Below are 5,379 nucleotides of genomic sequence, written 5' to 3'. Positions count from 1 at the left end.
AAATTTGTTCTGGTGACCAACCATTTAAAAGGCCTCGATAAACAAATATTTTAAGTCGATTATAGGTGTTTATTTTATCCTTATTTCGCTTGTTTAAATAGTCTTGTTTTGCACACCAATTAGCAAGGGTTGCACTGTAGTCTCCATCCCATTTATTCACCTCTCGACTAATGGTTGAAGGTGACCGATTTAGCCTTTTAGCGATATAACTTTTAGTCTTTTTTTCTTGTAATAATGTTTCAATTACAACACGTTCTTTTAATGATAATCGGCTATGTTTTTTTGCTTTCATACAACAAATCTAAGATTTTGATTTGTTGCGTTAAGTTCTTGAATTCAAGCAAGCTTTAAAAAATTACGATACAGAAACTAGAAGTTTAAATCAAAAAAGATGGTTTAAAATAATTATTCAAGAAAATCATCCTAATATTATTTGGTCTTTAAACTCCTCGCTAACAATGCTTGTTTACACAGATGGAAATGTTCATTATAATGATGAAATACCTTCTAAAAGTCAAGTTTGTAGATTTATCGGAGCAACTTCTAGAAATTTCATATCATTTTACGGAACAATTAAAGAAGTTACAAGCGCAGTAATAACAGACAATTACACTAACGAAAAAAGCAATTTATTATCACCTGTTGAATTTTACACTTAAAATATGGTATATAAAAATCTAGAAAACGAACAGCATTGGCAGTTGTTCGTTTTAATTTTAAAAGAAGTAGCCAACGAAAAAGGAATTTCTAATTATGACATTGCTAAAAAAACAGGCTATTCAGAAAGCACAATTGGACGTGTATTTAAATTGGCTTTTTGCCCTAAACTTCAAATCTTTTTAGACATAATGCGTGTTTTAGAATTAAACATATTTGAACCAATAGACTCCTGCGCAAACTTAAACCTTGCTTTTGAAAAGGCAATGAAGCAGCTTGAACGTAGATCTGACAAGCTTTTAAAAAAAGAATAATCTTGAATTTGAAAAAAAACAATGAAAAAATATAAACATTTTGTTTGGGCCGAAAATAACATCTCGCAAGAAGCTCAGCAAACCTATATTGTAAAGTTAGATTTCCCTGCCTGCTCTATACGCTTTGACTATTCAGAAGGCTTCTACGCTGGGTATGACGAGTTTTATAAAAGTATTGCAGATGTGCAATTTTTTACGAACGACAGACCCTCTGAGGAAGAAGTAGCCGAAATATTAACTAATGCTTGGAATTTTTTGGTTCTTGAAGAGAAAAGACTTGACAGGGACCTGGAAGAGATAGAAGAATAAAGGTTTTAAAGTATCTTTTCTTAAGTCTCTTATTATAGGCTTTCGGTTTTCTTCTTAGGACCCAAGCGAGTTATCAACTATATCTTTTTGTATTTTAAATCCCAATGCTTTTTTAGTTTGTCAGCGTGCTCTCTGGGAGTTACTTTTATGTATTTCAAAAAGCTAGATTCTGTTTTATGACCCGTTATTTTCATAATCGAGAGGGTGGGAAAATCGGCTTTATATAAGTTGGTTGCGAATGACCTTCTGCACGTGTGAGAGCTTATCAATAAGTTCTTTGGAAAGTAGCCAACTTCTTTTCTATTTGTCTCAGGACTTCTCCTGGATCCGTGTACTATTTCTGTTATGCCTAATTCGTAACAGACTTTTTTTATAATTCTATTAAACTCAACATCACTGACAGGCTTAGGCATTTTTCTTTTTTTTAAGATTTCTTCTATTTGCCAGTGTATTGGAATCATAACGATTCCTTCTGTTTTTTGCATTTTTAGAGTAACAAATCCATTTTTCATTTCTTCAACCTTGTGCCAGTCTGAAGCACGTAAGCCCGTCCATAGGCCAATAATCATCCAATCACGGACGTTTCCATAACGCGGGTTTTCCGAAAAATCATGATTGTATATTAAGTCAATTTCTTTTTCATCGAGATAAATCGCTTGTGTGTTTTCTCTAACAATAAAAAATTCAGAACTTAACGAATCTGAGTGCACGTCTTTGTTTCTGGAAGAATATTTGCAGAAAGTTTTAATATCTTTCACATAACCGCCAGTCGTGTTCAGAGCGAGTTTGTGCTCGTTTTGTAAATACGACATAAAAGCAGCATGAAAGTCTAAGTTTATGTCTGAGAATTTTAAAGTTGTGTTTACAGATTTTTGAAATCGATCAACATATTTATTAGTTGTCTTAAAGCTTTGAATTGTTCTTTTGGACACAGGTTTTTTTGTTGATTTGTTTATAAGAGTGGGCAGGAGGTCTATGTATTTGGCTAGAGAGGCCGTGAAGCCTTCGTTTTCTGTATTTTTTTCTACTCCTTTGTCGAAAAGATGATAGTCTAGTGATATAGCCGCTCTAGTAAATTCCTTACCTGATGATTTGTAATTTTTTTCAAGTGTATCAAAAAAATCAATTATTTTTTCAATTTTGGCATTGAACTTTTTTCCATACGCGTAAGCTTCAGTGTTTTTTTTAACTCTTTCTTTTTTTAAATCCCACGAATTTAAAGGTACATTTAATCCTGTCGATTTTCTGAAAGGAGAAACTCCTTTTTTCCAGGAATATCGAAGATTAATGGATCCAATATTTTGATTTTTTTTAAGAGGACGAATATTAAATGTTAGTGTTGGCATAATAATAAAACGTGTGTATACTTTTGTGTAAACCAAATATAAAACATTTACGTTTATTTACGCTTATTTACTGTAAGTTTGTTGTGTGATTCGCTCTGTAAGCCTTGTTTTAGCAGGAGAAGATAGGTTTTTGGTAGTGTTTTCGAGAGACAAAGGAAACTACTATAGTGCACACAACAGGACTTGAACCTGCACGTCCTTTCGGACACGAGCCCCTCAAGCCCGCGCGTCTACCAATTCCGCCATGTGTGCATTTGTGTTTTAAAACAAAAAAAGCTTTTCAATAGTGAAAAGCTTTTAGTGACCGGGCTGGGGCTCGAACCCAGGACCCTCTCCTTAAAAGGGAGATGCTCTACCAACTGAGCTACCAGGTCTTGCAATTTCTCATTGCGAGTGCAAAGATAAGCCCATATTTTAATACTACAAGTTTTTTATTATACTTTTTTAAGTGATATTTGTAATTCAAAAAAAGCTTTTAGAAATAAAATTATGAAGATTGTTTTTATAGGATATATGGCTAGTGGTAAGTCTGCTGTAGCTAAAGAAGTTAGCAATCAATTGAATTTTGAATTGATTGATTTAGATGCATATATTGTATACAGGGAAGGGCAAGATATTTCAGATATCTTTAAAGAAAAGGGTGAAATTTATTTTAGAAAAAAAGAAAAGGAATATTTAAATGAAATTTTGTCTATGAAAACTTCCTGTGTTTTATCACTAGGAGGAGGCTCACCTTGTTTTTCTGGGAATATGGAGTTGATTATTAAGAAAGCAACCTCTTTTTATTTAAGAGCAAATGTTGCTACAATTTACAATCGTTTACTTTCAGAAAAGTCGAAGAGACCATTGGTTGCCGATATTGCAGATGAAAATTTACAAGAGTTTATTGCAAAACACTTGTTTGAAAGATCGAGCTATTACGATCAATCAAATTACATAATACCAGTGAATGATAAGTCGGTATTAGAAATTTCGGATGAAGTTTTAAGAATTTTAGTTTAAATATGCTTTGGCAGAATTTTCAGTAAACTCTACTTTTATATGTTCTTTTATTGAAGTAGACAATGAAATCCCTTTAAAATCTGCCTTAACAGGGAAGTTTTTATGATTACGGTTGACCAATACAGCGGTTTTAAATTTCAGCAAAGAAACTTCTAAAAAGTGTTTTACACCATAGATTAAAGTGGCTCCTGAGTTTAGAACATCATCAACCAAAACTAAAGATTTATTTTCGTAAAGTTCTTTGGAAATGGAAGTTGTGATTTTTTCTCGTGGTTGACTTTTATTGATATAAACTTCACATAAAGTAATTTTTAAATCAGAAATTTCGCTTAATATTTTTTGAATACGAGTCGCAAAAACATAACCGTTTCCAGAGATTCCAGCAATTACAACTTCTTGTTCATTTATGTTATTTTCTAGTATTTGGTAAGCAATTCTACGTGTTTTATGAAGTATTTGGTCGTTGTTTAAAATGCTATTATCTGTCATATCAATGTTCTATTTCTAAAATCAAATATATAGAAAAGTTCTTAAAACAATCCTTTATTATTGGGTTAAGTTGTTAATCTTGATCGTCTTGTTCAGTATGTACGTCGTGGTATTCTTCTATGTCTCTTCTGTCTTTTTTTGTAGGACGTCCGACACCTTTTTTACGGTAATAATCTTTGGAGTATTTTAAGAGCTCTTGGGCTTCGAATTCTTCTTTTGGAGTGGTGTCTTTTCTGTACAAGTCAACTAATTTAGCACCCATTCTGTTTTTTGGAATATCCAGAATTTCAATTTGGTAATTGATTTGATTTTTTCGGATCGTTATTTTTTCTCCAACATAAATATCTTTGGCCGGTTTTATATTTGATCCATTAATTTTTACATGTCCTTTTTTACAAGCCTCTGTTGCTAGTGATCTTGTTTTAAAATAACGAACTGTCCAAAGGTATTTATCTATTCTCATGTGAAAAGTTATAATGTTAGTATTCGCTTTTAACAAAGATAAGGAAATAGTACATTGCGTCTTTGAAAAATTTGCTTGTCAATATATAGTACTCCCTGTTTTTTCGACACTTTATTAACTTCTTATCATAGAAGAATCTATAAAAGAAACATTGGGTCAAGTAATAAACTTAGGGAGTAATTTTAAAAAGTATTATTTTTTAAATGGCTGAATTCAACTAATAAACGCAGGGCAAACTCACACTTTTATGTTTAGCACTTTTAAAAGGTAATGATGATTCCATCCAGCTTTAAGCCTCTTTCCTGCAACACCTTGTTTTTCGGTTTTTTCATTTTTCAATAGATTTAGTGCTATCTTAAGTAATATTGAATAATTTTGGGCTGCGTTGTTCTTTCTCTTTCTTGAAGCATCTTCTGAAAAAGCAACATCTAATATCCAATGTAATTTGTTTTCCACTCCCCAATGTGAACGAATATGACCCTGGAGGCTTACCGCTTTATCATGTAAACTATAAATGTAATAACGGGTGGACTTTTCTATTGATTTATCACTGTTTTTGAACTCCCTTATGCTTTCTATCTTTATAACCTAAGACCGTTGCATAATGCTCTTTTCAGTTTTAGATTTCAATTTTGACTTTTTAAATCTAAAATTTATGTTTTTTTTTCTTATTTTCATTGTTTATCTTAGTTATGGATCTCTTTCTTGGTTCATTTTCCTTTAGTTTTTAGAATTAGTGGCAATTATCCTTGGACTTCTATATAAATTGTAACAAATAGCTTCCATCAGATTTTGAGTA

Annotated in this window: 8 protein-coding genes, 2 tRNA genes and 1 pseudogene; 4 read left to right on the top strand and 7 right to left on the bottom strand. The window is 32.0% G+C overall.

The window, feature by feature from the left end; translation table 11 throughout:
• Positions 1–292, bottom strand: a 292-nt coding sequence (locus V5787_RS06075) for a helix-turn-helix domain-containing protein (RefSeq protein ID WP_336892372.1), incomplete at its 3' end; no start/stop codon positions are given.
• Between the two features lie 166 nt (positions 293–458).
• On the opposite strand from V5787_RS06075, the gene V5787_RS06070 reads away from it, so the two are divergent.
• From V5787_RS06070 to V5787_RS06060, 3 genes are read left to right on the top strand one after another with little or no spacing between them, the layout of a single operon-like run.
• Positions 459–659, top strand: coding sequence for a hypothetical protein (locus V5787_RS06070; RefSeq protein ID WP_336892371.1), 201 nt, complete (start codon positions 459–461; stop codon positions 657–659).
• Positions 660–662: 3 nt separating this feature from the next.
• Complete coding sequence (locus V5787_RS06065) at positions 663–971, top strand: helix-turn-helix domain-containing protein (RefSeq protein WP_336892370.1); 309 nt, start codon at positions 663–665, stop codon at positions 969–971.
• A 21-nt stretch (positions 972–992) separates the two neighbouring features.
• A complete protein-coding gene (locus V5787_RS06060) occupies positions 993–1,280 on the top strand; it encodes a hypothetical protein (protein ID WP_336892369.1) in 288 nt (95 codons plus the stop codon).
• 77 nt (positions 1,281–1,357) lie between these two features.
• Here V5787_RS06060 and V5787_RS06055 read toward each other — a convergent pair whose 3' ends face one another.
• From V5787_RS06055 to V5787_RS06045, 3 genes are all read right to left on the bottom strand, one after another.
• Positions 1,358–2,626 (bottom strand): tyrosine-type recombinase/integrase, encoded by a 1,269-nt coding sequence (locus tag V5787_RS06055; protein ID WP_336892368.1) that lies wholly within the window; start codon positions 2,624–2,626, stop codon positions 1,358–1,360.
• A 168-nt stretch (positions 2,627–2,794) separates the two neighbouring features.
• Positions 2,795–2,878, bottom strand: a tRNA-Leu gene (locus V5787_RS06050).
• 49 nt (positions 2,879–2,927) lie between these two features.
• Positions 2,928–3,000, bottom strand: a tRNA-Lys gene (locus V5787_RS06045).
• 115 nt (positions 3,001–3,115) lie between these two features.
• On the opposite strand from V5787_RS06045, the gene V5787_RS06040 reads away from it, so the two are divergent.
• On the top strand, positions 3,116–3,628 hold the full coding sequence (locus tag V5787_RS06040; protein ID WP_336892367.1) for a shikimate kinase: 513 nt from the start codon (positions 3,116–3,118) through the stop codon (positions 3,626–3,628).
• Here the strand turns inward: V5787_RS06040 and V5787_RS06035 are convergent.
• The 3 genes and pseudogenes from V5787_RS06035 to V5787_RS06025 all read right to left on the bottom strand — a co-directional run.
• Positions 3,620–4,123 (bottom strand): phosphoribosyltransferase family protein, encoded by a 504-nt coding sequence (locus V5787_RS06035; protein WP_336892373.1) that lies wholly within the window; start codon positions 4,121–4,123, stop codon positions 3,620–3,622. The genes V5787_RS06040 and V5787_RS06035 overlap by 9 nt on opposite strands.
• Positions 4,124–4,190: 67 nt before the next feature.
• Positions 4,191–4,580, bottom strand: coding sequence for an RNA-binding S4 domain-containing protein (locus tag V5787_RS06030; protein WP_336892366.1), 390 nt, complete (start codon positions 4,578–4,580; stop codon positions 4,191–4,193).
• 237 nt (positions 4,581–4,817) lie between these two features.
• Positions 4,818–5,168: pseudogene (locus V5787_RS06025) on the bottom strand (ISAs1 family transposase); the annotation flags it as partial.
• Positions 5,169–5,379 lie beyond the last annotated feature (211 nt).

Source organism: Flavicella sp. (assembly GCF_037132785.1).
In the GTDB taxonomy this organism is placed as follows: domain Bacteria; phylum Bacteroidota; class Bacteroidia; order Flavobacteriales; family Flavobacteriaceae; genus Flavicella.
Note: the sequence above shows the minus strand (reverse complement) of the source record. Positions and strands in the feature narration are given on the sequence as shown.